At 61.1% G+C, this 25,186-nt stretch carries 20 protein-coding genes and 1 other RNA gene; 18 read left to right on the top strand and 3 right to left on the bottom strand.

Going from position 1 to position 25,186, the window contains the following annotated elements; all coding sequences use genetic code 11:
• The first annotated feature begins 66 nt into the window (after positions 1 to 66).
• The gene (locus ACTQV4_RS06940; protein ID WP_441569543.1) at positions 67 to 2,016 is read left to right on the top strand and encodes an FAD-dependent oxidoreductase; all 1,950 of its coding nucleotides are present in this window, start codon (positions 67 to 69) and stop codon (positions 2,014 to 2,016) included.
• 155 nt (positions 2,017 to 2,171) lie between these two features.
• Here the strand turns inward: ACTQV4_RS06940 and ACTQV4_RS06935 are convergent, their stop codons facing one another.
• A complete protein-coding gene (locus tag ACTQV4_RS06935; RefSeq protein ID WP_441569542.1) occupies positions 2,172 to 2,417 on the bottom strand; it encodes a hypothetical protein in 246 nt (81 codons plus the stop codon).
• Between the two features lie 365 nt (positions 2,418 to 2,782).
• Here ACTQV4_RS06935 and ACTQV4_RS06930 point away from each other — a divergent pair, with 365 nt between their 5' ends.
• From ACTQV4_RS06930 to ligA, 7 genes are all read left to right on the top strand, one after another.
• A complete protein-coding gene (locus ACTQV4_RS06930) occupies positions 2,783 to 3,223 on the top strand; it encodes a hypothetical protein (RefSeq protein WP_441569541.1) in 441 nt (146 codons plus the stop codon).
• A gap of 357 nt (positions 3,224 to 3,580) precedes the next feature.
• Positions 3,581 to 4,246, top strand: a complete 666-nt coding sequence (locus tag ACTQV4_RS06925; protein ID WP_441569540.1) for a GntR family transcriptional regulator — start codon at positions 3,581 to 3,583, stop codon at positions 4,244 to 4,246.
• A gap of 124 nt (positions 4,247 to 4,370) precedes the next feature.
• A complete protein-coding gene (locus ACTQV4_RS06920) occupies positions 4,371 to 5,393 on the top strand; it encodes a LacI family DNA-binding transcriptional regulator (protein ID WP_441067982.1) in 1,023 nt (340 codons plus the stop codon).
• A 134-nt stretch (positions 5,394 to 5,527) separates the two neighbouring features.
• The gene (locus ACTQV4_RS06915) at positions 5,528 to 6,865 is read left to right on the top strand and encodes a glutamine synthetase family protein (RefSeq protein ID WP_427728639.1); all 1,338 of its coding nucleotides are present in this window, start codon (positions 5,528 to 5,530) and stop codon (positions 6,863 to 6,865) included.
• Between the two features lie 50 nt (positions 6,866 to 6,915).
• Positions 6,916 to 7,578 (top strand): response regulator transcription factor, encoded by a 663-nt coding sequence (locus ACTQV4_RS06910; protein ID WP_161145500.1) that lies wholly within the window; start codon positions 6,916 to 6,918, stop codon positions 7,576 to 7,578.
• A 208-nt stretch (positions 7,579 to 7,786) separates the two neighbouring features.
• Complete coding sequence (locus ACTQV4_RS06905; RefSeq protein ID WP_441545375.1) at positions 7,787 to 9,247, top strand: S1C family serine protease; 1,461 nt, start codon at positions 7,787 to 7,789, stop codon at positions 9,245 to 9,247.
• 448 nt (positions 9,248 to 9,695) lie between these two features.
• Positions 9,696 to 11,924 (top strand): NAD-dependent DNA ligase LigA, encoded by a 2,229-nt coding sequence (gene ligA / locus ACTQV4_RS06900; RefSeq protein ID WP_441569539.1) that lies wholly within the window; start codon positions 9,696 to 9,698, stop codon positions 11,922 to 11,924.
• A 155-nt stretch (positions 11,925 to 12,079) separates the two neighbouring features.
• Here the strand turns inward: ligA and ACTQV4_RS06895 are convergent, their stop codons facing one another.
• Positions 12,080 to 13,573, bottom strand: a complete 1,494-nt coding sequence (locus tag ACTQV4_RS06895) for an MATE family efflux transporter (protein WP_441569538.1) — start codon at positions 13,571 to 13,573, stop codon at positions 12,080 to 12,082.
• Positions 13,574 to 13,634: 61 nt separating this feature from the next.
• On the opposite strand from ACTQV4_RS06895, the gene moaA reads away from it, so the two are divergent.
• From moaA to ACTQV4_RS06850, 9 genes are all read left to right on the top strand, one after another.
• Positions 13,635 to 14,690 (top strand): GTP 3',8-cyclase MoaA, encoded by a 1,056-nt coding sequence (gene moaA, locus ACTQV4_RS06890; protein ID WP_441569537.1) that lies wholly within the window; start codon positions 13,635 to 13,637, stop codon positions 14,688 to 14,690.
• 4 nt (positions 14,691 to 14,694) lie between these two features.
• Complete coding sequence (gene mobB / locus ACTQV4_RS06885; protein WP_441569536.1) at positions 14,695 to 15,999, top strand: molybdopterin-guanine dinucleotide biosynthesis protein B; 1,305 nt, start codon at positions 14,695 to 14,697, stop codon at positions 15,997 to 15,999.
• Between the two features lie 265 nt (positions 16,000 to 16,264).
• Positions 16,265 to 17,551, top strand: coding sequence for an MFS transporter (locus tag ACTQV4_RS06880; protein WP_441569535.1), 1,287 nt, complete (start codon positions 16,265 to 16,267; stop codon positions 17,549 to 17,551).
• 293 nt (positions 17,552 to 17,844) lie between these two features.
• Positions 17,845 to 18,156 carry an Asp-tRNA(Asn)/Glu-tRNA(Gln) amidotransferase subunit GatC gene (gene gatC / locus ACTQV4_RS06875; RefSeq protein ID WP_035136890.1) on the top strand — a complete coding sequence of 104 codons (312 nt, stop codon included), beginning with the start codon at positions 17,845 to 17,847 and terminating at the stop codon, positions 18,154 to 18,156.
• A complete protein-coding gene (gene gatA / locus ACTQV4_RS06870) occupies positions 18,156 to 19,670 on the top strand; it encodes an Asp-tRNA(Asn)/Glu-tRNA(Gln) amidotransferase subunit GatA (protein ID WP_441569534.1) in 1,515 nt (504 codons plus the stop codon). Before gatC ends, gatA begins: the two co-directional genes overlap by 1 nt.
• Positions 19,670 to 21,346 carry an Asp-tRNA(Asn)/Glu-tRNA(Gln) amidotransferase subunit GatB gene (gene gatB, locus ACTQV4_RS06865; RefSeq protein ID WP_441042508.1) on the top strand — a complete coding sequence of 559 codons (1,677 nt, stop codon included), beginning with the start codon at positions 19,670 to 19,672 and terminating at the stop codon, positions 21,344 to 21,346. Before gatA ends, gatB begins: the two co-directional genes overlap by 1 nt.
• Before the next feature lie 800 nt (positions 21,347 to 22,146).
• On the top strand, positions 22,147 to 22,893 hold the full coding sequence (locus ACTQV4_RS06860; RefSeq protein ID WP_441569533.1) for an HAD-IC family P-type ATPase: 747 nt from the start codon (positions 22,147 to 22,149) through the stop codon (positions 22,891 to 22,893).
• Positions 22,894 to 23,038: 145 nt separating this feature from the next.
• Entirely contained in the window at positions 23,039 to 23,392 is a 354-nt protein-coding gene (locus tag ACTQV4_RS06855) for a hypothetical protein (protein ID WP_441569532.1), read from the top strand.
• A gap of 75 nt (positions 23,393 to 23,467) precedes the next feature.
• On the top strand, positions 23,468 to 23,902 hold the full coding sequence (locus tag ACTQV4_RS06850; protein ID WP_441569531.1) for a hypothetical protein: 435 nt from the start codon (positions 23,468 to 23,470) through the stop codon (positions 23,900 to 23,902).
• Between the two features lie 59 nt (positions 23,903 to 23,961).
• Here the strand turns inward: ACTQV4_RS06850 and ACTQV4_RS06845 are convergent, their stop codons facing one another.
• Positions 23,962 to 24,396: a hypothetical protein gene (locus ACTQV4_RS06845; protein WP_427719414.1), complete on the bottom strand. Its 435-nt coding sequence runs from the start codon at positions 24,394 to 24,396 to the stop codon at positions 23,962 to 23,964.
• A gap of 239 nt (positions 24,397 to 24,635) precedes the next feature.
• Between ACTQV4_RS06845 and ssrA the strand changes: the two genes are divergently transcribed.
• Positions 24,636 to 24,999, top strand: a transfer-messenger RNA (tmRNA) gene (gene ssrA, locus ACTQV4_RS06840).
• Positions 25,000 to 25,186: the final 187 nt, after the last annotated feature.

The raw sequence follows: 25,186 nt of genomic DNA, 5'->3' as shown, positions 1-25,186 counted from the left end.
GCGGTCGCTGATACGATAGGTACATCAGCAACTGCCGCCGAGCGGCTTAAACGAAAGGAAGCCTGTATGGAGTCCTGTGCCTACCCGATGCTCTTTAGCCCGATCAAGGTCGGTACGACCGAGGTTAAGAACCGCGTCTTTATGCCGCCGGTGTCCACCAACTTGGCCGATCACGGCTATGTGACCGACGACTTGGTCGATCATTACCGTGCCCGTGCCAAGGGCGGCGTTGGCCTCATCATCACCGAGGTCGTGACGGTCGAGCCCACCTATACCTATCTGCCGGGTGACATGTGCTGCTACGACGACACGTTTATCCCCGGCTGGGAAAAGCTCGCCGCAGCCGTCCACGAGTATGGCTGCAAGATCATGCCGCAGCTCTTCCACCCCGCCTACATGGCCTTTAACATTCCGGGCACGCCGCGCCTGATCGCTCCGTCCTTTGTGGGCCCGTCCTATGCCCGCGAGGCACCGCGTCCTATCACGGTCGATGAGATCCACGAGCTCACGCATCAGTTTGGTGACGCTGCCGTGCGTATGCAGAAGGCCGGTGTCGATGGCGTCGAGGTCCACGCGGCGCATGCCCACGGCATGCTCGGCGGCTTTTTGACCCCGCTCTACAACAAGCGTACCGACGAGTACGGCGGCTCGCTCGACGCCCGCATGCGCTTCCTGCTCGAGGTCATCGCCGAGATTCGCGAGCGCTGCGGCAAGGACTTTATCATCGACGTCCGCATCTCGGGCGATGAGTACACCGATGGCGGCCTGACCCTCAACGACATGATCTACGTCTCACGTCGCCTGGAGAAGGCCGGCGTCGACATGATTCACGTGTCGGGCGGTACCACCATCAAGCGCGGCTCCGCGATTCCCGCCGCCGGCACGCAGCAGGCCTCGCATGCCGCCTGCTCGCGCGAGATCAAAAAGCACGTCAACATTCCCGTCGCCACCGTCGGACGCATTAACGAGGCCTGGATCGCCGAGGAGCTGATTGAGGACGGCGCGGCCGACATCTGTATGATGGGTCGCGCCAATCTGTGCGATGCCGAGTTCTGCAACAAGGCAGCCGCTGGCAACGCCGACGAGATCCGTCCCTGCATCGGTTGCCTGCGTTGCCTGAACGGCATTATGTTTGGCAAGCGCATCTCCTGCACCGTCAACCCCGATGTTGAGCGCGACGAGGCTGGCTACGAGCCCGCCGCCGAGGCCAAGAACGTACTGGTTGTGGGCGCCGGTCCCGCGGGCATGGAGGCAGCCTACATTGCCGCCAAACGCGGTCATAACGTGGTGCTCGTGGATAAGCAAGACGAGCCGGGCGGCGAGATGCGCATCGCAGCCGTTCCGCCGGCAAAGCAGGAACTCACCCGCGTGGTCAAGTATCAGTACCGTCGCCTGGCCGAGGCCGGCGTAAAGTGCGTCTTTGGCACCGAGCTTACTGCCGAGGACATTCAGCGTGACTACGCCGACTACGAGGTCGTCCTGGCTTATGGCGCCGAGCCTATCGCCCCGGCCTTCATGCAGGGCTTTAAGCAGGTTATGACGGCTGACGACCTTCTGGGCGGCAAGGCTTTCCCGGGCAAGAAGATCGTCATCGTGGGTGGCGGCACCGTTGGCTGCGAGACGGCCGATTACCTGGCCCCGCTGGTCAACGACCTCTCGCCGGCCAACCGCGACGTCACCGTTATCGAGATGACCAAGACGCTCGCCGCCAACGAGGGCGGCGCCGGTCGCGCGGTGCTCATCACGCGCATGCTCTCCAAGGGTGTCCGCGTGCTGACCGAGGCCAAGGTGACCGAGATCACGGAGGGCACCATCAGCTACGAGAAGGACGGCGAGGTCCACACCATCACCGGTGCCGATACGCTGGTGCTGGCTATGGGCTATCGTCCCAATACCAAACTGGCCGACGACCTGGCTGCAGCCAGTGTTGCTGTCCATGTGCTGGGCGACGCCAACAAGTGCGGCAACATCCGCGACGCCATCGGCGATGGCTACAAGGTCGCCTGCGAGCTCTAGTCAACCCCTTGTTGCATGGGGACAGGTTGCTTTGCACCAACTTGGTGCATGTGAACCTGACCCCATTGCACCATTTGATAAAACGCAAGCGGCGGCCGTCCCGTGTTTGGGCGGCCGCCGCTTGCGTTTTATCAAAGAAAGATCATTGCCGAGCCTTAAATGCCTTTTGTCTGTGTGCCTTCCACAATCATGTTGCGGTTGTAGGCAAGGTGCAGATACATCGCATCGTGAGCGGCAGTGGGGTTGTGCGCCTCGATGGCGTCGGCCGCACCGTGGTGCGTGTGGATGGTCTCCTCGACGAGCTTTTTGCCCGTTACGTCGATAAAAAGGGGAACGGACGCCTTGAACACACCCATCAGACGGGTAACGACGAGGTTGCCGCCATCCCAGGGCGGCTTCATGGAATAGCGCCCGTACGCATCGAATTTATCCTCTCATAGATGTGCGGCACCAAGAGCCCCGAGTTCATACGAGCTCGGGGCTCTTTTCGTTTGGACTGCAGACGTATTGACAGACGAAAACAGTCTGCGTCCGGTATTGAGCCATACGAAAGCGAAATTATGCATCTTAATTCCGTACGCAAATCAAGACGAAAACCGTTTGCGTCTCGGATAAATCAGTACGCAAACGGTTTTCGTCTTATATCTTGAAGGCCTACAGGCGAAACGATTCGGCAACGGTGGAGGTCGACCGGTTTGAGTATGGCAGGCTGACGCTCGAAGGCAGCAACGTAACGTTCGACGCGCTCGCGTCGGTTCGCTAGGACTTGAGTTTTCACACGCTCGAGCATAAGTGCGTTGAACATCTCGGCATTTCTGAACTAACGTCGGATATTATGCGCACGCTTCGCTTGCTCGGCAAGGACGGCTATACCAACGCTGCGGCGATTTTGGCGGATAAGAATGATTTTCCTGGCATCGATTGCGTCCGTTTTGGTGATACCGAGGATGTGATCTTGGATCGCGAGGCGGCGACAAATGTATCCGCAATTGAGCGGGTGGACAGGGCGGTAGCTATGTTTGCACGCTACTACCGTTATGAGCGTATCGAAGGGATGGAGCGCGTCCAAACCGATCGAATTCCTCTCGAGGCGTTTCGCGAAGCTGTCGCAAATGCTTTGGTGCATCGGACGTGGGACGTTCGAGCTATAGCAACCCGCATAGCGCGCCTTGATCATCAACCGTCCGTATTTCGCAGCAACTTATAACAGGCTCGGGGTGCCAATTTGGGGTGCAGTAGTGCTGCGCCACGAAAAGGGCCTATCTACTACGTTTAAGCCGAAGGGGTCAACCATAGTCGGCTTTTTCGAAAATCGACAAGCTGCCTACCTGCGGTTTTGTTTTCACGGTTTTTGGTATGGCCGAGGCTATCCGTGTTAACGTAGTAAATGGGCCACTTTTGTGGCAAGGGGCCGATCTGCGGGCTAGGGTAGCTAAAAGAGCCCCGTCCCAAAAAGACTGATTGGGAGCTGGGGCGTGTCGATGCGATAGTATTGCATGGTGGTATTCGACTAACCGAGGGTTTATCCGAGGGCTTTATGGAACAGCACCAGCATAATCAAAGCTTGCAAGATCAGGCATACAATGCACTGCGCTCCAAGATCATCTATGCCGAGCTCAAGCCCGGCACGCGCCTTTCGGCGATTGGTCTGGAAAAGGAGACGGGAATCGGGCGTACGCCCATTCGCGAGTCCTTTGTGCGCCTGCGTGAGCAGGAGCTGGTGGAAACGCGTCCCAAAAGCGGCACCTACGTCTCTAAGATCAGCATGGAGCGCGCCGAGAACGCCTGTTTCTTGCGCGAGAAACTCGAGCGAAGCGTACTCATTAAATGCTGCTCGGTCGCCACACCCGAGCAAAAGCATCGGCTCGATCAGATTCTTGCCGAGTCCGAGTCGCTCGACCATGGCGAAACGCGTCGTTTCTTTGACCTGGACAACCTGTTCCATGAGACGTGTTTTGAGATTGCCGGCCGTCACATGTTGTGGGATTGGATGAAGAGCGTCAATACGCATTTTGAGCGATACAACTGGTTGCGTATGGTGTCGCAGGATCTAGATTGGGAGCCGATTCGTCGGCAGCATCGCCGGATTCTCGAGGCCATTAAGAGGGGCGATACCGACGCGGCGAGCTATCTGGCCGAGACACACCTGCACCTGATGCCCGAAGAGCAAGGTCCGGTTATCGCCTTACAGCCCGATTATTTTGAGCTGTCCAAAGACTCGGCTATCTAGCCCATTATCGCATCTGCTCGAGACGCAAAAACGATGCTGCTCACCTACAGCGTTTTGCAACCGAGAATTTTAAAAAATGCCTAAAATGGCTCAGACTGCCGACAATGGGGAAACGGGGTGCGCTATGGCGCAGATGAGAATCAAGGACATTGCCGTCGAGGCGGGTGTGAGCCCGGCCACGGTCTCGCGCTATCTCAATAACCGCCCCGGGCAAATGACCGAGGAAACCCGTGCTCGCATTGCGGAGGTTATCGAGCGTACCGGCTATCGCCCACGTGCCGCCGCGCGCAATCTGCGCAGCTCGCGTACCAACCTCATCGGCGTGATCTTGGCCGACATCGCCAACCCGTTCTCTAGCGCCATGCTCGAGGGCCTTTCCGCCAGCGCCGCCGCGCGCGGCTGCTCGCTCATGACAGCCATTAGCGGCAACGATCCCGCCAAGGAGGCCGAGTCGCTCACCAGGCTTATCGACGCTGGCGTGGACGGCCTGGTCGTCAATACCTGCGGTGGTAACGACGAGGCGATCGTCGCGGCAGCGGGACGCCTGCCCGTTGTGCTGCTCGACCGCGACGTTGCCGACGGCGGTGTCGATCTGGTGACATCTAACAACCGTGAGCTGGTCGCCGGCCTGGTAGACGCCTTGGCTGCTGCGGGCAGCGAGCACCTGTGCCTGCTCACCGAAGCAAGCGACGACAGCCCCGTCCGTCGCGAGCGCGACGAGGCCTTTACCGACGAGCTTTCGCGCCGCGGCCTTTCCGGCGAGGTCGTCACCCTGGCCGATGGCGGTGCCACGGGCGTCGGCCGCCTGGACGAGACCATCCGCGGCTATGCAGGAAAAGAGCTCGGCCTCATTGCCGTCAACGGCCTGGTTTTCCTGAGCCTGACCGAGGCGCTGGCGCAGCTTGGTCCCTCGCTGCCGGCGGGGCTCAAGATCGCGACGTTTGACGACTGTCCCTGGAACCATGTGCTCTTTGGCGGAGTCACCACGGCCGCGCAGGACACCCCCACCATCGCCGAGCGCGTGGTCGATCGCCTCTCCGAGCGTATCGACGTTGTTACCACCACCGTGGGCGATGCCGCAAAGCTGGCGCCCGAACGCATCGAGGTTCCCGGCCACATCGAACACCGCGCTTCGACCTCGCGCTAGCCGCTCGTTCGTAACTGCCTGTTCGCGCACGTTTTTTGGGCGCTTGATACGCTTTAACCCTGCGGAAACATTTTTCTGCGATAGTATCTGCGATATAGACCAGTCGAAACCCGCCCGAAAGAAAGGGGAGCGACATGAACCAGCAGAACATCGATTACGTACTCCGTTCCGTAGAGCAGCGTGACATCCGCTTTGTGCGTCTGTGGTTTGTCGACATTCTCGGCCGCCTCAAGAACTTTGCCATTAGCCCCGAAGACCTCGAGGTCGCTTTTGAGGAGGGTATTGGCTTTGACGGCTCCGCCATCGAGGGCTTTGCCACGCCCGAGGAAGCCGACATGCTCGCATTCCCCGATGCTTCGACCTTCCAGATCCTGCCGTGGCGCCCGAGCCATAACGGCGTCGCCCGCGTGTTCTGCGATGTGTGCACTCCCGATCGCAAGCCGTTTGCCGGCGACCCGCGCGACGCCCTGCGCCGCATGTTCTATAAGGCCGAGAAGGCCGGCTACCTGCTCAACGTGGGTGCCGAGCTGGAGTATTACTACTTCCCCGACGAGCACACCCCCGAGCCGCTCGACAACGTGGGCTACTTCGACCTTTCGGTGAGCGATGCCGCTCGCGACCTGCGCCGCAACACGGTGCTCACGCTCGAGAAGATGTCCGTGCCCGTGGAGTACACCTTCCACGCCGCCGGCCGCTCGCAGCACGGCATGAGCTTGCGTCACGCCGAGGCCCTGAGCATGTCCGACGCCATCACCACGGCCAAACTCATCATTAAGCAGCAGGCCTACGAGAGCGGTTGCCACGCCTCCTTTATGCCCAAGCCGTTGGCGGGCGAGGACGGCAGCGCCATGTTTTTGCATCAGTCGCTGTTCGACCACGACGGCAACAACGTCTTTTGGGGCGAGGACGACGAGAAGTACCACCTCTCCGATATCGCCAAGCACTATATGGCCGGCATTCTGGCACACGCGCGCGAGATCAGCGCCATCACCAACCCCACGGTCAACTCGTACAAGCGCATCACCACGGGCGGCGACTCCGTGCCACAGTACGCTACGTGGGGCCTGCGCAACCGCGCGAGCATGGTCCGCATCCCGGTCTACAAGCCCGGCAAGCAGCTGTCCACGCGCATCGAGCTGCGCAGTCCCGATCCCATGGCCAATCCGTACCTGGTCAACGCCGTCACGCTGGCGGCTGGTCTGGACGGCATCGAGCGCAAGCTGGAACTCCCGCCCGAGGCAACGGCCGAGACGCTCAAGCTTACCGACCGTCAGATGGTCGAGGCCGGCTATACGCCGTTGCCGCGCTCGCTCAAAGAGGCGCTCGACGTGTTTGAGGACTCGCAGTTTATGAAGGATGCCCTCGGCGAGCACATCCACAGCTTCTTCCTCAAAAAGAAGCGCGACGAGTGGCATAAGTTTGAGTCCACGATTACCGAGTGGGAGATCAAGCATTATCTGGCGAACTCCTAATCGCGCTGGTTCGTTCCAGTACGATTGAGCTCATTTCCTTGGAGGTCGATATGTCCGAAAAGAGTGCCCTGTTCATGGCGCGCACGACGCGCTTCCACGAGTTTGCCCGCAGCTTGACGACCACCCTGGGTGTCGAGGTGAGCCTGGCAACCCCCGATTCGCCGACTGCGGCGCATGACTTTGACCTGCTGATTCTCGATTCCGATGGCATCCGCAGCGACCGCATCGATCAGATTGCCAAATGGCTCGACGACCGCGGCGGCGTTCCCATGTTGGTAATCGTCGACGACGAGGCGCTCGGCACCCTGCGCCTGCCCAATCACGCGCATGCCGACTTTGTATGCCCCACGGCGACGCCCAACGAGCTCAAGGCTCGTGCGCAGCGCCTGATGGGCGAGGAGGAGACCGTCGCCGCCGACGATGTGCTCAACATCGATAACCTCGAGATTAACCTGGCTACCTACCAGGTGACACTCGACGACGAGCCCATCGACCTGACGCTGATGGAGTACTCGCTGCTGAGCTTTTTGGCGACGCACCCCAACCGCGCCTACAGCCGCGAGGTGCTGCTGCACCGCGTGTGGGGTTTTGAGTACTGCGGCGGCACGCGCACCGTCGACGTGCACATTCGACGTATCCGCTCTAAGGTGGGCCCGCAGATCGCGGCGCACATTACCACCGTCCGCGGCGTGGGCTATCTGTTTAAGGACTAGCTTTTCACCGCAAAGGGGGCAGGTGCCTTCGTGGTGGTTTTGCCGCATGCGTGGATCCCTTTCGAGTTTGCAGCAGAACTTAAGCATTCCTTAAAGATTGCGTTCTCATACACGCTCGCCCGCATATTGGGGTACAACTCAACGTGAACAATGATGGCCCGCCACATGTTTGGCGGGCCTTTGGTTATTAGACGAAAGGATCGCAGCTATGAGCGAGAACGATTCCCAGCGTCCCCAGGATGCGGGCAACGCTGGCGAGACCCAGCAGCAGCCGCGCGTGCAGGTGGAGTCGACGCCTGCCGACGGCAACATTCCCTACGTGCAGGCCTACGACACACAGACCGGCCAGCCGCTGGGCGGTCAGCAGGTTGTAACCAAGCACACGGTGGTCAAGACCAAGACCAAAAAGCTACCGATCTTTATTACGGCGCTCGCCGGCTGCGCCTGCGGCGCCCTGCTGGTCATCGCGCTCATTATGAGTGGCACGCTCAACATTGGCGGCGGAAAGAATGTCGTGACGGCGGGTGCTTCGGGTTCATCGACGCAAAAGATTACGATCGACTCCGAGGACACCACGCTTGCCGAGGCCGTTTCTGCCAAGGCCCTGCCCTCCGTCGTTTCCATCACCGCCACTTCGAGCGGTAGCCAGAATGGCTCGCTTTCGCAGTCTGCCGACGAGTCGGATGGTTCGGGCAGCGTCGGTTCGGGCGTGGTGCTCGATACCGAGGGCCACATCCTCACCAACAACCATGTGGTCGATGGCTATGACCAGTACGTGGTTACCATGGACGACGGTACCACCTACGAGGCCGAGTTCGTGGGCAACGACGCCTCGAGCGACCTGGCCGTCATCAAGCTCAAGGATGCTGACGCCTCCAAGCTCACGCCGATCGAGATTGGTGATTCCTCCAAGCTTAACGTGGGCGAGTGGGTCATGGCGATCGGCTCGCCGTTCGGCAATGAGCAATCTGTCTCCACGGGCATTGTGTCGGCGCTGTATCGCTCCACGGCCATGAGTTCTACCAGCGGCAACACCATCTACGCCAACATGATCCAGACCGATGCCGCCATCAACCCGGGCAACTCCGGCGGCGCGCTCGTTAACGACAATGGCGAACTCGTGGGTATTAACTCTCTTATCGAGAGCTACTCGGGCTCCAGCTCGGGCGTGGGCTTTGCCATTCCGGTCAACTATGCCAAGAACATCGCCGACCAGATCATCGACGGCAAGACGCCGGTTCATCCGTACCTGGGCGCCACGCTTTCGAGCGTCAACGCGCTCAACGCCCGCACTAACAATCTCGGCACCGATAGCGGCGCGTATGTGGCAAGTGTCGTCGAGGACGGTCCTGCCGCCAAGGCTGGCATCCAAGAGGGCGATGTCATCACCAAGCTGGGTGACGATGAGATTACGAGCGCCGATGGCCTGATTATCGCGCTGCGCAGCCACGAGGTGGGCGAGAAGGTCGAGATTACGCTCGTGCGCGGCAAGGAAGAGAAGAAGGTCACGGTCGAGCTGGGTTCTGATGAGGAGCTGCAGAACCAGCAGCAGAACGACAGCGCGACCGACACCGGCAACGGCGGCATTACCGACGAGCAACTGCGCCAGTACCTGGAAGAACTGCTGGGCCAACAGGGTCAGGGGCAAGGCTACGGTCAGGGTTTCTAACGAGCTGTATCGCACATATCGAAGCCAGAGGGGCTGTTCCGCCAGCGCGGGACAGCCCCTCTTTTCCTATTGATCCGTTGGGGGCGGAGGAAAACGGATCATTTAGAAATGGCAAGGGCATGGTTCGGAAGGGCTTGGACAGTTAGTTCAGATTTGTATAAAACGGATGCGGTCTGAGGCGTGTTTTGAGCGGTTTTGAAATGAAAGACGGGCCGAGATGGGTGTCTCGAAGACGGAAGCAAACCTAATTTGCCGTTCAGAACGATTGATTGGGGCGAAAAGCCGATATTTCAGCTCGATTCGGCGCGCGTAATTATACAAATCTGAACTAACTGTCCAACCCTGGTTCGGTCGCTGCCAATTCGGTGCGGTTGGAGACTGCTATTCGGCCCCATCGCGACCGGTGGTACTCTTGTATCCGTTTGAAATCGAGCGAAGGAGTGCCGCTATGGAGCAATCGAGCCTGTTTGGTGACGGCGTGGACATCGATACCGAAACGCCAGCGAGCACGGATACCGCTGCGCCGGCCGATACCCGTGCCCAGGCGGCAGCGCGCGCGGCTGAGTTGCGCCACGAGCTCGACTACCATGCTTACCGCTACTACATGCTCGATGCGCCCGAGATCACGGACGCTGCCTTTGACAAAATGCTCGTTGAGCTGCAGGAAATCGAGGCTGCCTACCCCGACCTGGTGACGCCCGACAGCTATACCCAGCGCGTGGGCGGCTACGTGAGCGAGCAGTTTACGCCGGTCACGCACATGGCACGCATGTATTCCATGGACGATGCCATGGATCTGGACGAGCTCGACGCATGGCTCCAGCGCACCGAGGATGCGCTCGGCGCCGGTAGCGTCACCTATACCTGTGAGCTTAAGATCGACGGTCTGGGCGTCGCGCTTACCTACCAAAACGGCACCTTCGTACGCGCCGCCACGCGCGGTGACGGCACCACGGGCGAGGACGTATCGCTCAACGTGCGCACTATCAAGGATGTGCCCATGCACCTATCCGAGCCGGCGCTCGCCCATATGGGCACCGACCGCGAGCGCACCATCGAGGTACGCGGCGAGGTCTATATGCCCAAGGGCAGCTTTGTTCGCCTGAATGAAGAGGCCGATGCCGAGGGCCGCGACCCCTTCGCCAACCCGCGCAACGCCGCCGCCGGATCCTTGCGTCAGAAGGATCCCAAGGTCACGGCGCGCCGCGATCTGGCCACCTTTATCTATGCCATCGCCGATACCGATCCGCTGCACGTCCACAGCCAGCGCGAGTTTCTGGACTGGTTGCGTAGCGCCGGCTTTAGCGTCAACCCTAACGTGGCTCGTTGTGCCACGCCGACCGAGGTCCACGAGTTCTGTGCCCAGGCGCTCGAGCACCGCGGCGACCTGGATTACGACATCGACGGCGTGGTCGTAAAGGTTGACAGCTTCCAGCAGCAGCTCGACCTGGGCTTTACCGCTCGCGCACCACGCTGGGCCATTGCCTTTAAGTTCCCGCCCGAGGAAAAGCAGACCGTCCTGCGCGAAATTCGCATCCAGGTGGGCCGCACCGGTGTACTCACGCCGGTCGCCGAGTTCGACCCGGTGACGGTTGCCGGCTCCACCATCGCGCGCGCCACGCTGCATAATATCGACGAGATCCGTCGCAAAAACGTGCGCGAGGGCGACACTATCATCGTGCACAAGGCGGGCGACGTTATCCCCGAGGTCGTGGGCCCGGTGCTCGACAAGCGCCCGGCCGATTCGGTCGACTGGCAGATGCCCGAGGTCTGCCCCGTGTGCGGTAGCCCCGTGGTCCACGAGGATGGCGAGGTGGCTTACCGCTGCGTGTCCATCGACTGCCCCGCACAGCTCAAGGAGCGCCTGCTCCACTGGGTGAGCCGCGGCTGCATGGACGTTGATGGCCTAGGCGACGAGATCGTCGACAAGATGATCGCCGCCGGCCTGATTCACGACGTCGCAGACTTCTACCAGCTCACGGTCGACGACATCGCAGGCCTGGACACGGGGCGCACCTATGCCAGCTCCAACAGCAAAAAGGGCGTTAAGAAGGGCGACCCCATTCCGGTAGGCCTCAAGACGGCCGAGAAAATCATCGCCGAGCTCAACAAGTCCAAGAGTCAGCCGCTCGGTCGCGTGCTGTTTGCCCTGGGCATCCGTCACGTGGGCAAGAGCGTGGGCGAGGTCATCGCCGAGCGATTCCTGTCGATTGACAAGCTTATCTTGGCGAGCGAAGAGGATATTGCCGAGTGCGAGGGCATCGGCCCCAAGATTGCGGCGAGCGTCAAGCAGTTCCTGGCCGTGCCCGAGAACCTTGCCGTCCTGGAACGTCTGCGCCAGGCGGGCCTTTCGCTCGAGGTCGATTTGGGCGCCGCGCACGCGCAAGCCGCAGCCGACGCTGGCGTGGCAGGCGAGCTCGCCGACGCACAGCCGCTCGCGGGTCTGACCTTCGTGCTGACCGGCACGCTCGTCAACCGCACGCGCGACGAGGCGGGCGCGGCGCTCAAGGTGCTCGGCGCCAAGGTCTCGGGCAGCGTGTCAAAGAAGACGAGCTATCTGGTCGCCGGCCCCAAAGCGGGCTCCAAGCTCACCAAGGCCGAGCAGCTGGGTGTGCCCGTGCTGGACGAGGACGCACTCGAGCAGATCTTGGCTACCGGTGAGGTGCCCCAGGCTTAAGGCATCAATAGTCAAATTGAAGAACCGTCCGAAAGCGCGATGCCTTCCGGGCGGTTCTTACTTTGTTGGGGAAACCGGCATCGTGATCTGCGTCACGTAGGTCGCGGGGTCGTCGCTGATGATGTCGTCAATGAGGGCGATTTCGCGTGGCCCCGCTACGCTGCCAACTTGTCAAAAGCTCCGCGGCGGTTGAGTACGGTAAACGCCATCACGCAAATGACTGCCGACAGAATCGACCCGCACGGCGAGGCGATGCCCATGGGAAACAGCGTGTCGGAATAGGCGTTCGACAGCAGCCACGCGCCCGGCACGCGAATGAGTGCCACGGCAAGCACGTTGTGCGCAAAGCCGATGTAGCTCTTGCCATATGCAGCGAAAAATCCGCTAAAGCAAATGTGGATACCGGCAAAGATTGCATCGAAAATGTAGCTGCGCATATAGCCGGTGCCGGCCGCGACCACCGCGGGGTCTTTGGCAAAAAAGCCGATAAACGCCGGCGCCACCAGCCACATCAGCACCGTGATCAGGCAGCCGTACACCACCGAGATGGTCATGGCGTCTTTGAGCACCTGACGCGCACGGTCGCCCTTGCCCGCGCCGGCGTTTTGCGCCGTGAGTGCGCTGACGGTGGCGCCCATGGAACTCGGTACAATGAACAAAAAGCTGATCATCTTTTCGACCAGGCCCACGGCGGCGGCGTCGACCAGGCCGCGATGGTTGGCGATGACGGTGATAAACATAAACGCCACCTGGATGCAGCCGTCCTGTACGGCCACGGGCACGCCGATCTTAAGGATGCCGCCGAGCACCTCGGGCTGGGGGCGCAGGTCGCTGCGCTTAACATGGATGTTCGTGCGGCGGCTCTTAAGCCACACGAGCGCGAGGGCAACACTGGCCGTCTGGGCGGTTACCGTGCCGAGCGCCGCGCCCACGGGGCCGAGTCCCATGTGGCCGATAAACAGAAAATCGAGTGCGATGTTGATGATGCACGCCACGCCAATCACGTACATGGGCGAGCGCGAATCGCCCAGGCCGCGAAAGATGGCCGAGAGAATGTTGTATGCGGCGATAAACGGGATGCCGACAAAGCAGATGCGCAGGTAGGCGGCGGTTCCTTCGACTGCCTCGGCTGGCGTGCCAATAAGTGCCACGATCTGCGGGCACAGTGCGAGCAGGATGGCTGCCAGCACTACCGAGACACCCATAAACAGCGTGATGGTGTTGCCGATGGCGGTCTCGGCGCGATCGAAGCGGCGCGAGCCCACGGCGTGGCCGACGATAACCGTCGTTCCCATGGCCAGACCCACGAGCGTCACGGTAATGATATAGAGCGTCTGCGCGCCATTGCCCACGGCGGTGATGCCGGCGGCACCGCTAAACTGCCCCATCATGTACAGGTCGGCCATGCCGTAGAGCATCTGCAAAAAGTACGAGAGCATATAGGGCAGGGCAAAGACCGCGATGGTCTTAAGGACATTGCCGCGTGTGAGGTCGTGTTCCATAGGTGGGGCTTTCTGGCTGGGTCTGTTTACGTACCAGTGTAGTGAAAACCCTATAACGATTGTAGAGTCAAGGTTTGCGTGTTGAGGATGGGCTTGGGAAGCCGGCCTTGTTCGAAGCGACCTCTCCTGTCGTACGGGTGTCGGCATGATTCTCTCGTGGGGTATTATGTTTTTCGAAGAATAAAACGCCGCGTGAGGGGAGGGCTGCGTGGACGGGCACGTGCAGCATGACGGTTTTGGCCGCGATATCAACTACCTGCGCATTGCCGTTACCGACAAGTGCAATTTCCGCTGCATTTACTGCATGCCGGCCGATGGCGTGGCGCCCCGTGCACACGACGAGTTACTCAGCGCCGAGGAAATCGCCCGCTTTGTGCGCTTGGTGGCGGGGGAGGGCATTCGCCGCGTGCGCCTGACGGGCGGCGAGCCGCTGGTCAGCCGCCGTATTATTCCGCTTATTCGCGACATCCGCGCAATCCCTCAGATCGAGGACATCTCGCTCACCACCAACGGCGCCCTGCTGCCCAAGCTGGCGCCGCAGCTCAAAGATGCCGGGCTTAACCGCGTCAACATCTCGCTCGACACGCTCGACCCTACGCTCTTTGGAAAGATCACGCGCCTGGGTCGGCTCGAGCAGACCATGGCCGGCATCGACGCGGCGCTGGCTTGGGGCTTTGAGCCCGTTAAGGTCAACTGCGTTGTTGTGCGCCGGCTCAACCAGGATGTGGCGGCCCTCGCGCGGCTCACGCTCGACCGTCCCATCCACCTGCGCTTTATCGAATATATGCCCATCGGCGACGAGCACACGAGCTCGCATTGCGCTGTGGACCCGCATGCGCCCGCGCTCAATCTCGAGCTGTGGGACGCGAGCGATACCGTGCCGAGTGACGAGCTGCGGGCGCGCATCAATGCCGGGGCCACCGCGACGGGACTGGGCGAGCTCGAGCCGCTCGACATCAACGACGCTCCTGCCGGCGCGGGCCCTGCGCGCTATTGGCGCTTTCCGGGCGCGGCGGGAACGGTTGGCTTTATTAGCGCCATGTCCAACCATTTTTGTGCGAATTGCAACCGTCTGCGCCTGACGGCCGATGGCAACGTGCGTCCGTGCCTGTTTAGCGATGCCGAGTATTCGGTGCGCGACGCCCTGCGCCGTGGTGATGATATACAGGTACTTTCGATTTGGCGCGATGCCGTGGCCCACAAACCGCAGGAACACGCGATAATTGAGGGCACGCAACGATTTATGTCCCAAATCGGAGGATGATCATATGGCCAAGAGCAGGTACGCCGACGCCACCAAGGCCGCTCGCAGGGCCGCGATGTCTGCCCACAAAGTCACGGCCGCGGCGAATGCTGGCAATGCCGACGCGTCCGCGCAGCCGACCTCCAGCGCGGCCACCGAACCCGCCCGTGACGCACGTCGCAACGAGCTGACGCACGTGGATGCCAAGGGCGAGGTGCGCATGGTCGATGTGTCCGACAAGGCCGAGACCCATCGCATCGCCATCGCCGAGGGCACCATCCTCATGCATCCCGAGACACAGGCCATGGTGTTGCAGGACCGCGCCAAAAAGGGCGACGTGCTTGCCTGCGCGCGCGTGGCGGGCATCATGGCCATCAAACGCACGAGCGACATCATTCCCATGTGCCATCCGTTGCTCATTACCAAGAGCAAGTGCGACATTGCGCCCATCGCTCCGGCGGGGACGCCGGCCGAGGACGTGCCCGAGGGCTGGGCACCGGCGCGCGCGGACGGGCAGGTTGGCTTTCACGTACTGGTTACGGCCGGCGTGACGGGCAAGACGGGTATCGAGATGGAGGCCCTGACCGGCGCGAGTGCCGCGTGCCTAACGATCTATGACATGTGCAAGGCGGTTGATCGCGGCATGGAGATCGTCGACGTGCGCCTGTTGCACAAGGAGGGCGGCCGCTCGGGCGTATGGGACCGCGCAGAGCGTCAGGCTGCTGCTGTTGAGGCCGTGGCCACTGACGGTGCCGCACCCGCGAGCGCACCCGTCGCCGTCGCGCCCGCAGCTCCGACACCGGCCGTCCCCGCGATCGCGTTTATCGGCTACCAAAACTCGGGCAAGACCACGCTCGTCGAGAAGGTTATCGCCGAGCTCACCCGCCGCGGCCTGCGCGTGGGTTCGCTCAAGCATCACGGGCACCACGGCTTTGATATCGACGTGCCCGCTAAGGATACCTGGCGCCATCACCAGGCCGGATCCAAGCACGTGGGCCTCATCTGCGCCACGCGCTGGGCGGAGTACGCCGACACGCGCGAGGAGGACGAGATGCCCGCGCGCGAGCTGCTGTCGCGTTACAACGATGTCGACGTGGTGATCATCGAGGGCTACAAGACCGAGGGCTTCGACAACATCGTGGTCGCGCGCTCCGGTGTCGACCGTCTGCGTGGCAAGAGCTCGCTCGACCTGGTCGACGGCCGCACGCTGGCCCTTGCCTGCAACGAAGCCCTAGCACGCCAGGCATTCGATGCAGGCTTTGCGGCCCGAGCCATCAACATCAACGACGCCCGCGCCATCTGCGACCTTATCCAAGACCATCTGGCCTAAAACCTGCCAAAAAGGGACAGGTTTATTTTGGCAGGTTCTATCTGGGCAAACGTCATTTCCACCACAAAGGGGCCAGGCACCTTTGTGGTGGTTTTTGCTTTGGTAGATTTTTGTGACATGCCTTACAATCTACCAAGTAGTTCATGACGGGCGAAAAACGGAGAGAAGGGTCCTGATGCGTCCTTAATGTTTCATGCGGATAGATTGATTTGACAGACGGCGACGAATGTCCACCGCCCGTATTCGTATGAAACGAGGAGTCTCCGTGCTCGTATCTCTTCTCTCAAAACCTCACCCTTCGTTGTCCGCGCAGGCTAAGCACCTGGTGGCAATGCGCTTCCTCATATATACCGGCTTTCAGACCAGCTACTTCATCGGCGTCATCGGAACGCTCACCTATGCAGACGATGCCTCGGTCGTGGCGACATCGCTGGCCGTCCTGTTTATGAACGTCTTCGTGATCCTGGGATCCTTTGCGGGTGGAGCGGCGCTTGACGCTTGGGGTCCGTGCCGGCATTTCCGGGCGAGTATCTTCGGCACGTTGGCAACCGGCGCGGCGATTATCGCCTTTGGCAGCGCGACCGGAACAGTCCTTGCCGGCGCGGTGCTCCTGGGCTTTGTGATAGGATTCACCCAGCCCGTCGCCACGTCCTATCCGGCGTATCTCACCGACGACCCCGTCGAGCTCAAAGACATCAACTCCGCCATCGCCATGCTCTCCAACGTGAGCATTATCGTCGGCCCCACACTGGGCGGCTTTGTCGCGGCGGCTGCATCGTCACACGCGGTGTTTTTGCTCATGATGATCTTTACCGTACTGGCGCTCGTCGCCGGTTGGGGCTTTAGGCCGCAAGCAGGTCGCGTCGCCGCGCGCGAAAGTGCTCCCGCGGATAGCAGCACAACGGCAAGTACTGCCATTCAAAGCTCCGACTCCAATAAATCCACCCGCGTCACCTTCGTGACCAGCATCAAGACAGTCTTTACCAACAGCGTCCTCGCCCTGCTGTTCTGCATTATTTTCCTTTCGAACTTTGGCTATGGCGCCTTCGATCCACTGGAGTCATTCTTCTACCGTGATGTTCTGCACGTCGGTGTCGAGTGGATGGGCTGGCTCTCGTCTGCCTGCGGCGTGGGCGCGGTGCTGGGCGCCGTGGTCGCGCTCCGCTTGCCGCCGCACCTGGTCAACCTTAAGACGCTGCTTGTGGCGCTTCTGTCCGTGGGCCTGGGAAGTTTGCTCTATGTGGGGACACCGTACGTGGGCGTAGCCCTTGTCGGCCAGATTGCCCTGGGCGTGGCCTGGGGCGTCGTCAACCCGCTCCACAACACGATCGTGCAAACGACGGCCCCGCTCGAACAGCTCGGTCGCGTCAACTCGGTCATGGGCTTTGGCAACATGTTCGCCGGCGTGGCGCCGCTGGCGATTGCCCCGTGGCTGGCGGCGACGTTTGGCGTGCAGCAGACGCTCATCGGGGCGGGTATGGTCGTGACGGCGGTTCCCGCGGCACTGCTGCTGTTTGGACGCCGGCATTTGGATCGTGCCGCAAAGCAGTAAAAACCATCACAACATTCGATGAAAATCGCGATTTTGCCGAATAACGTCGAATGTTGTGATGGTTTGCGCCCCGGGTCATGCCATCCTGCGGATCCGGCCACCACAAAGGGGGCAGGCACCTTTGTGGCGGTTTTCGCTATGGACGGTGCGGTTTCGCTGCAGAACCGCCGGCCCGCCGCCTGCCAACCGCCACCCTCGTTACGTTTTCGCTGCATTTGGGTAAAGCGCCTGCTCCAAGCCGGCGTTGCCTTGTATACTAGAGCGGTTTAACTGTTATGCGGAAGGGAGCGCCTATGGCACTCAGCGAGAAAGACGTGCGCGGTATCGCCGAGTACGCAAAGATCGCACTGACCGATGACGAGCTCGCCCAGATGACGTCCTACATGAACGATGCCGTCCAGATGCTCGAGCCCGTCTTGCAATATGACTTGCCCGACGTGGAGCCCACGTTCCATCCCATCGGAAGCCTGTCCAACGTGATGGGCGATGACCTGCGCGAGCCCGAGCGCGACCTGCCGCTCGACGTCGCGCTCGAAAACGCCGGCAGCGCGCGCGACCGCTACTTCCGCGTGCCGTCCATTTTGGGAGAGGGGGAGAGCGAGTAATGGCGCAGAGCTTCGATTCCCTTACCGCTGTCCAGATTGCCGCGGGCGTTGCCGCTGGCGACTTTACCGCTACCGAGGTGGCCCAGGCCTCCCTTGCCGCCATCGAGGCGCGCGAGGGCGGGGTCCAGGCATTCCTGCAGGTGGCGCCCGAGCTTGCGCTCGAGGCCGCCGCGCGCGTGGATGCCGATCGTGCCGCAGGCAAGCCGCTGCCCCCGCTCGCGGGCGTGCCGCTGGCCATCAAGGACAACATGAACCTTGTGGGCACGCGCACCACCTGCGCTTCCCGCATGCTCGAGAACTACCAGAGCGTCTACACCGCCACCTGCGTCCAGCGCATGCTCGATGCCGGCTGCCTGCCCATGGGCAAGGCCAACATGGACGAGTTTGCCTTTGGCAGCTCCACCGAGAGCTCGGCGTTCCACCGCACCAACAACCCCTGGGATACCGAGCGCGTGCCCGGCGGCTCCTCGGGCGGCTCCGCTGCCGCCGTCGCCGCGGGCGAGGTCGCGCTCTCGCTGGGCTCGGACACCGGCGGCTCCATTCGCCAGCCGGCGTCGCTGTGCGGCGTGGTGGGCTTTAAGCCCACGTATGGCGCCGTGAGCCGTTACGGCGTGGTCGCCTTTGGCTCGTCGCTCGACCAGGTGGGCCCCTTCGGCCGCACGGTCGAGGATGTCGCGCTGGCCATGAACGCGCTTACCGGCGCGGGCCACGATCCCTACGACTGCACCAGCCAGGATTGCGCCGTCGACTTTACCGAGCATCTCAACGACAGCATCGAGGGTAAGCGCGTGGGTATCATCCCCGCGTTTATGGAGGCCGAGGGCCTGACGTCCGAGGTCAAGGCCGCTGTTCAGCGCGCCGCCCAGGAGCTGCAGAACCAGGGCGCCGAGCTGGTCGAGGTCGACCTGCCGCACCTGGATGCCGCCATCGCCGCCTACTACGTCATCGGCCCGGCCGAGGCGTTCTCCAACCTGGCCCGCTTCGACGGTATTCGCTACGGCTATCAGGAGGAGGGCTGCGCCAACCTGTCCGACCAGAGCTCGCTGTCGCGCGCCCACGGCTTTGGCGCCGAGGCCAAGCGCCGTCAGATGCTCGGCGCCTACCTGCTGAGCTCGGGCGTGTACGACAAGTACTACTACGCTGCGCAAAAGGCCCGCACGCTCATCACGCAGGACTACGACACCGCGTATGCCAAGGTGGACACCATTCTCATGCCCGCCTCGCCGCGCACGGCCTTTAAGTTTGGCGAGATCAGCGACCCCACGCAGATGTACCTCTCCGACCTGTACACCATCTCGCTCAACATTTGCGGCAACGGTGGTATCTCGGTGCCGCTGGGCTTGGGCGAGGATACTCAGCTGCCCGTTTCTGCCCAGCTGGTGGGTCCGGCGTTTAAGGACCGTCAGCTGCTCACGTTTGCCCGCGCCCTGGAGCGCGGCTTTGCCGATGACGCCACGGGTGCGCCCGCGCTTTCCGTCGCACCCGATTTTGCCGGGAAGGGAGGCGAGCTGTAATGAAGGAGCTTTCCGAGGTCCTGCAGGATTGGGAGGCCGTGATCGGCCTGGAGATTCATACCGAGCTCACCGCACTCGATACCAAGATGTTCTGCAACTGCAAGCTCAGCCACGATGACGAGCCCAACGCCAACGTGTGTCCGGTGTGCTTGGGCCTGCCCGGCGCCCTGCCGGTGCCCAACAAGCGCGCCATCGAGAGCATCGTTAAGGCCGGCCTCGCCACCAACTGCGAGATCCAGCGCCACTCGATGTTCTACCGCAAGCACTACTTCTATCCCGATATGGCCAAGAACTTCCAGACCACGCAGGGTCCAGTCGCCTTTGCCATGTACGGTCACCTGGACCTGGACGTGACTGGTCGCGGCGCGGCAGAGCGCCCCGATTGCGCGTTTGGCGAGGCCGAGGCCCAGAGCCTGGCGAGCGCCTCGGCCAACGCCGAGGGCCTGTCCACGTCCATGACGTCGACCATGCGCGAGGGCAACCAGCGCGCCGGCCATCTGGCCAGCTATGACGCGTCCAACCTGCAGATGCCCGAGCGTCGCGAGGACGGTTCCTACACGGTGCCCATCCGCATCCTGCGCATCCACATGGAGGAGGACGCTGCCAAGATGGTGCACGTGGGCGGTGCCGAGGGCCGCATTACCGCCGCTGCCGAGTCGCTCGTCGACTACAACCGCTGCGGCACGCCTTTGATTGAGCTCGTCACCGAGCCCGACTTGCGTACGCCTGAGGAGGCTCGCCTGTTTATGGAAAAGCTCCGTCGCATTTTTGTGACGCTGGGCATTTCGGACTGCTCCATGGAGAAGGGCTCCATGCGCTGCGACGGCAATGTGTCGCTGCGCCGCCGCGGCGAGACCAAGCTGGGCACCAAAACCGAGCTCAAGAACCTCAACTCGTTTAAGAGCCTGCACGACGGCCTTGCCTACGAGATTTGCCGCCAGGCCGAGGTGCTCGAGGAGGGCGGCATTATCTATCAGGAGACCCGCCACTGGGAGCCCAGCCGCAAGCGCACCGTGGTCATGCGTGTGAAGGAGACGGCCGACGACTATCGTCTGTTCCCCGACCCCGACTTGGCGCCGTTCGATCTGGACGACGAGTTCATCGATCGCTGCCGAGGTGAGATTCCCGAGCTGCCCGATGCCAAGCGCGCCCGTTTTGAGGCCGATTTTGGCATTAAGGCGGCCGATGCCGAGCAAATCGCCGGTGACCCGGAGTTTGCCGAGTTCTTTGAGGCCTCCGCTGCCGGTATGGCTGGCAAGGAGGCCCAGACGGTTGCAAACTTGCTGGTGAACGAGATGATCGCCTACCTTAAGGGCGCGGGCGTGTCGCTCGCCGAGTCCGGCATCGCGCCGGCTCAGGTGGCAGCGCTTGCCAAGCTGCTGGCGACCGATGCCATCAGCTCCAACCAGGCTCACGAGGTCTTTGAGGCCATGGCCCAGACCGGCGACGACCCCAACAAGATCGTCGACGAGCGCGGTATGCGTCAGGTGAGCGATGCCGGCGCGCTGCAGCCGATTGTGGACGAGGTGCTGGCAAACTGTGCCGAGCAGGCACAGCAGTATCGTGACGGCAACCAGAAGGTCATCGGCTTTTTGGTGGGCCAGTGCATGAAGGCGAGTCGCGGCAAGGGTAACCCGAAGCTCTTCAACGAGTTGCTGAGAACCTCGCTCTCGTAAGCGGGAACCGAGGGGCCGGGCGCAGGGCCTTGCCTCTCAATTTCGGACAGTCCTGACTCACGACGGAGGCGCCACTGGCGCCTCCTGTTCGTGCGGAACTCATTGAGAGGCAAGGCCCTGCGCCCGGCCCCTCGGTTCCGTGGCGACTCGGCCGTTCTGGTCAGTCGGGCTGAATGGAATTTGGTGAATGAGGGTGCCGTTGGCACCCTCATTTTTTTGTGGATGTGGCGCAGGGACGGTCCCTTGGTCACATTTTTGGGCTGTGGAAAGCGAAACTTAATACTTTTCCCGAGAAGTGAACGACCTTATTTGGACCTCTGAAGTATCGACACTATTTGGACGCTGTTTCCTGCGGTTTTGCCGAGTTTTCCCTGCGGTTTTGTTACTAAAAAATGCGGATGCTTCAGGGGTCCGATTTTGCTCGTTCACTTCTCGGGAAAAGTATTAGACCTCGATTTGCTGGGACGGGGGAGAGTCTTTCTTGGATGCCGGAGATGTACGTTGCGGCAGACCGATTGTCGAAAGTCGGCCGGTCTGCACCCTAAGATTTCCAGAAAGTTAACCATTTTTGACCTTAATAGTTAGTCCAACTTAACTATTATCCAAAAGTGTGCTCATGCAAACTTATTCACTCGGGTGCTGAGGCACCGTGCCGTGTCCAATGCGGCAAAAGGGAGAAGCAACATGTAGAAGTCGACGTTTAACACCCTGCTTGTCGGTGGCGGTTTTCTGCTTGGTACGGCTGGCATCAAGCTGCTCGCCAGCGCTCCGGTAAAGAATGCCTGCGTGCAGGGCATTGCGTGCGGCATGCTGTCGTCGAGCACATCGTGGCACACGGCATCGCTTCGTCCATCGAAGGGCGTCGCGTCATCATCGGTTCCGCGCACTTTGTATTTGAGGATGAGCGCGCGCAGCTCGAGTCCGACATTAAGGAGCAAATCGAGCCTCAGATGCAGGGCCTGTCGCCGCTGTATTTGGCGGTCGATGGCAAGGTCGTCGGCGTGCTCGGCATCGAGGACCCGCTCAAGCCTGGGGTCCGTGAGGTCATCGCCGACCTGCATGCTCTGGGCGTCAAGCATGTCGTTATGTTCACAGGCGATTCCGAGCGCACGGCCGAGCGCATTGCGCGAGGGGCAGGGGTCGACGAGTTTAAGGCCGAGCTGCTGCCCGAGGACAAGTACGCGTATGTGGAGCGTATTAAGAGCGAGGGGCGCCATGTTGCCATGGTGGGCGACGGCGTCAACGATTCGTCGGCGCTCGGTTTGGCCGACGTGGGGCTTGCAATGGGTGGCGGAAGCGACATCGCCAAGGAGGTCGCCGATATCATCCTGATCGATACGGATCTTGCTGCGATCGTGCGTCTGCGCCGCATGAGCCAGGGTCTCGTTGATCGTCTGACGAGCTCCTACTCTAAGGTGATGCTCACCAACTCGGCGCTCTTGGTACTGGGCATTACCGGCGCGATTGCCCCGCAGGCATCGTCGCTGCTGCACAACGGCTCGACAATCGCCTACAGCCTGAGCAACGCGAAGGCATATCTGCGTTAGGAGACGTGTTTGCCCACGTTATCTGGCATGCGCCCAGACGGCATCGGTGTCGTCCGGATGCAGGCCTTTTGTATTTGACCCCAATTGATAGCGTCTCTATATAGTGTTGCTATCGAGGCTAGCAATTGAAGGGAGCGAGATCGACGTGGGTGCTGCTAGCGGCATGGCGCAGGTGAACGTTTGCGTGGATCGCCAGGTCAAGAACCGCGCCGAGGAGGCGCTGCGGCTTTCGGGCGGGTCACTGCCCGAGCTCATCAAAAAGGTGGTGGCCAAGGTTGCGCAGGGTGGCGGTTCGTGCGAAGAGGTGTTGTCGGCCATTGACGACCAGCCGCCTAGCGCTGGTACCACCTCGCCGTTTGTCGCATCATGGGCGGCGGTGGATCAGATTTACGCGGACCTGGGCATCGATACATCATCTGCGTCTGATGACCGCAGCTGGGACACAATCTATTCCGAGGCCATGGATGAGCATTATCGCCAAAAGGGGATGATCCTGTGAGTGGAGGCCCCCTTAAGATTATGGTGGACGCCAACGTATGGGTCGATTCGTTTTGCGCCGAGCATACCGAGTCGCTTGCCGCGCGCGTTTATTGGGCAGGCGACGGAGACGGGGGCGTTGCTGTTCTTTCCGGTGCATATCGCCAAGGACGTGCTGTACGTTGTCCAACACGAGCCGAAGCGTAGCGTTCTTGCCGGCGGGGGAGCGCTCGACGAGGCATCTGTCCGTGCAATTGGCGATGCGGCGTCGGCGTTTGTTCGGAACATGACCGAAAACGCCACGGCCGTGGGCGCTGATGCATCGGACCTTTGGCTGGCCGACAAATACTTAGCGCTCCATCGCGATTACGAGGACAACTTGGTACTCGCCGCGTGCAAGCGCGCGCAGATCGATTACTTGGTGACCAACAATCGCAAGCTGCTCGAACATGCCGATCTTGCAGCAAAGACCCCGCGCCAAATGATGCCGATTCTAGCTTTGGCCGAACGTGGTGGCGCGGCTATCGGTTAGCGCGAACTGTTTGCGTGGCCTTCGGAACGTCGGCGCTCAGAAGGCCACGCATCCTTTAATTACAAAAGCGCTGCCTTGATGACGGGAGCTTCGACGAGCTTCTCGGCGGCCTTTTCGTCGGAATCGTTTAGTGCTGCTAGACTGCGGTAGACCCACTCGTTGACCTGGGTGTTCTTGACGCCGGCGGTCTGCATAAGGGCGCCTACCTCGCGGATTGCTGCAAGCAGATCGGCTTTGGGACCCGCGAGCTCGACCTCGATGCCGTGGTAGGCGGCCACGCCGCGGTTCTCGCTCACGTGGTCGATAAAGCCCGCGACGGTCTCAAACTGCTGGGCGAGAGCTGCATCATCGTCAGCGTCCAGCGCGACGAGTGCGTTTGATACCGTGAGGGCAGGATGTCCGCAGGGGACAAAGCCTTCGATGACATCCATAGCTTCGGTAATGGTTGAGCCCAGGCCTGCGAGGGCATTGACGAGTTGCTGCTTGGTATCCATAACGGTCCTTTCGACGGGTCAATTTTGCTTGGGGAAAATATACGTGACGCGTTCAGTGGCAAAAATGCGAAGTATGGTGCACATTAGGGTCTTCACAGCTCGTGCATAGAGCAGCTGTCTGCCTTTAGAACGTGGTAAGATAGCTATCCACGAGCGGGGTTTATCCCGCGTGTTCCTTGAAAAGTCGACGGTTATCGGGTGTTTGCAGGCCCGATACCATCCAGACTTTCCCAACATTCGGGGGCGACTGGTTTCGACACGATAGCTCTGAGAGAGGAAGCAAGCCGAGGTCTCCTCGCCTCGTTAAACAGGGGTACCGTCAAATTGAATTGACAACAACTCTTCTTTTGAGCCTATGGCTCTCGCTGCTTAGTTTATAGCGGCGCGTCAACCCGGTGATTTCCCCGACACCGGCGCGACGTCATGTTAGGGGAATGCTCCCGCGCACGTAATCGGTATGGCGCGGGCTAAGACCGAACCGGTTGGGATGCCGCGAGCGTGTCGCTGCGCGCAAAGCGTCCGAGACTAAACCAGCGACTGAGCTTGGAGATGCCAATCAGGGGGCTTTCGTGGACCGGAGTTCGATTCTCCGCGCCTCCACCAATAGTTACAGGCAGGTAGAGAAGTGTTTCTACCTGCTTTTTTATTACATATAGATACCGCGGAGAATCGAACTCTATGCAGGGCGCGGGCGTAAAGAAAACGCGTAAGCGTTTTTAGCCCGCGGGCGAGGACGCCGGCAGGCGGCCGAAGCCGGTGCGGATTTGCGAAGCAAATACGCGGATTCTCC

This window comes from Collinsella sp. LCP19S3_B11, from assembly GCF_052121915.1.
Lineage (GTDB): Bacteria > Actinomycetota > Coriobacteriia > Coriobacteriales > Coriobacteriaceae > Collinsella.
This window is presented reverse-complemented; position numbering and strand designations above follow the sequence as displayed.

Coding starts and splice junctions, on each gene's coding strand:
- gatC (WP_035136890.1), top strand. CDS start 17,845: ATGGCACTCAGCGAGAAAGACGTGCGCGGTATCGCCGAGTACGCAAAG.
- ACTQV4_RS06920 (WP_441067982.1), top strand. CDS start 4,371: ATGGCGCAGATGAGAATCAAGGACATTGCCGTCGAGGCGGGTGTGAGC.
- ACTQV4_RS06910 (WP_161145500.1), top strand. CDS start 6,916: ATGTCCGAAAAGAGTGCCCTGTTCATGGCGCGCACGACGCGCTTCCAC.
- ACTQV4_RS06915 (WP_427728639.1), top strand. CDS start 5,528: ATGAACCAGCAGAACATCGATTACGTACTCCGTTCCGTAGAGCAGCGT.
- gatA (WP_441569534.1), top strand. CDS start 18,156: ATGGCGCAGAGCTTCGATTCCCTTACCGCTGTCCAGATTGCCGCGGGC.
- gatB (WP_441042508.1), top strand. CDS start 19,670: ATGAAGGAGCTTTCCGAGGTCCTGCAGGATTGGGAGGCCGTGATCGGC.
- ACTQV4_RS06895 (WP_441569538.1), bottom strand. CDS start 13,573: ATGCCGACACCCGTACGACAGGAGAGGTCGCTTCGAACAAGGCCGGCT.
- ACTQV4_RS06845 (WP_427719414.1), bottom strand. CDS start 24,396: ATGGATACCAAGCAGCAACTCGTCAATGCCCTCGCAGGCCTGGGCTCA.
- mobB (WP_441569536.1), top strand. CDS start 14,695: ATGGCCAAGAGCAGGTACGCCGACGCCACCAAGGCCGCTCGCAGGGCC.
- ACTQV4_RS06940 (WP_441569543.1), top strand. CDS start 67: ATGGAGTCCTGTGCCTACCCGATGCTCTTTAGCCCGATCAAGGTCGGT.
- ligA (WP_441569539.1), top strand. CDS start 9,696: ATGGAGCAATCGAGCCTGTTTGGTGACGGCGTGGACATCGATACCGAA.
- ACTQV4_RS06935 (WP_441569542.1), bottom strand. CDS start 2,417: ATGAAGCCGCCCTGGGATGGCGGCAACCTCGTCGTTACCCGTCTGATG.
- ACTQV4_RS06905 (WP_441545375.1), top strand. CDS start 7,787: ATGAGCGAGAACGATTCCCAGCGTCCCCAGGATGCGGGCAACGCTGGC.